At 32.8% G+C, this 896-nt stretch carries 1 rRNA gene and 1 pseudogene; one reads left to right on the top strand and one right to left on the bottom strand.

Features of this window, described 5'->3' with window-relative positions:
• Positions 1–76 (bottom strand): 16S ribosomal RNA (locus tag TEPIDINF_RS14700); the annotation flags it as partial.
• 582 nt (positions 77–658) lie between these two features.
• Between TEPIDINF_RS14700 and TEPIDINF_RS14695 the strand changes: the two are divergent.
• Positions 659–896, top strand: a pseudogene (locus TEPIDINF_RS14695) (IS1634 family transposase); the annotation flags it as partial.

Genomic DNA, 896 nt, shown 5'->3' with positions numbered 1-896 from the left:
CAATTCCTCGCTCGACTTGCATGTATTAGGCACGCCGCCAGCGTTCGTCCTGAGCCAGGATCAAACTCTCCATAGAAACTTTTAATGTTTTAGCATTTAGAGTTTCTTGTCCTGTGATTCAGCTACATGAGCATCTTCACGAGGGCATAAAAAGTTATCCTTAACTCTAATAAATTGATTAGGTCCACATTTCTGTGGTACGCTTGGCTTTTACACTGTTCAGTTTTCAAAGAGCAATAATTTCTTTTTTCTAGCCGTCATCTTTTGTGAAGACAAATAATATTTTATCACAAAATCATAATTCTTGTCAACAACTTTTTTATTTTCTTTTATCACCTTATTCGATTTTCTCGAAGTGACAGTGAAAATATATTATCATGTTTACTGACGTTATGTCAACAAGATATTTTAGTTTAAAATTAACATTTTATTGAACTTAATCATTTCAATGACTTAAATAATTTATCACAAATGACAGTTATCGTCAATACCCCCCTAATTTTGCAACACATTTAAACAACTATTAACCCGAAAGCATTGATTTCATTGATGTTTCCGGGGATTTTTATTTTATTTTTTTGTCATGTTTTAGTAGACTTATGTAGAATAATATGGTATAATTAAGGTAAAATCGTATTCAATTAAGGGAGCCATGTTCATGTTTCTCAGACAAGTGAAAAATAAAAAAACTGGTCGCATTTATTTATCCATCGTACAGAGCTATCGGGATGCTAATAGTAAATCCCCTAAATCCAGAACTATCGAATCCCTTGGTTATCTGGATGAACTAGAAAAACAATACGATGATCCGATTGCTTTTTTTAACGAAAAAATTAAACAGATGAACGAACAATACGCTTCTGAACGTTCTTCCATTTCTTTCACTATCCAACGGG

Source organism: Tepidibacillus infernus (assembly GCF_048898065.1).
Taxonomy (GTDB): domain Bacteria; phylum Bacillota; class Bacilli; order Tepidibacillales; family Tepidibacillaceae; genus Tepidibacillus_B; species Tepidibacillus_B infernus.
Note: the sequence above shows the minus strand (reverse complement) of the source record. Positions and strands in the feature narration are given on the sequence as shown.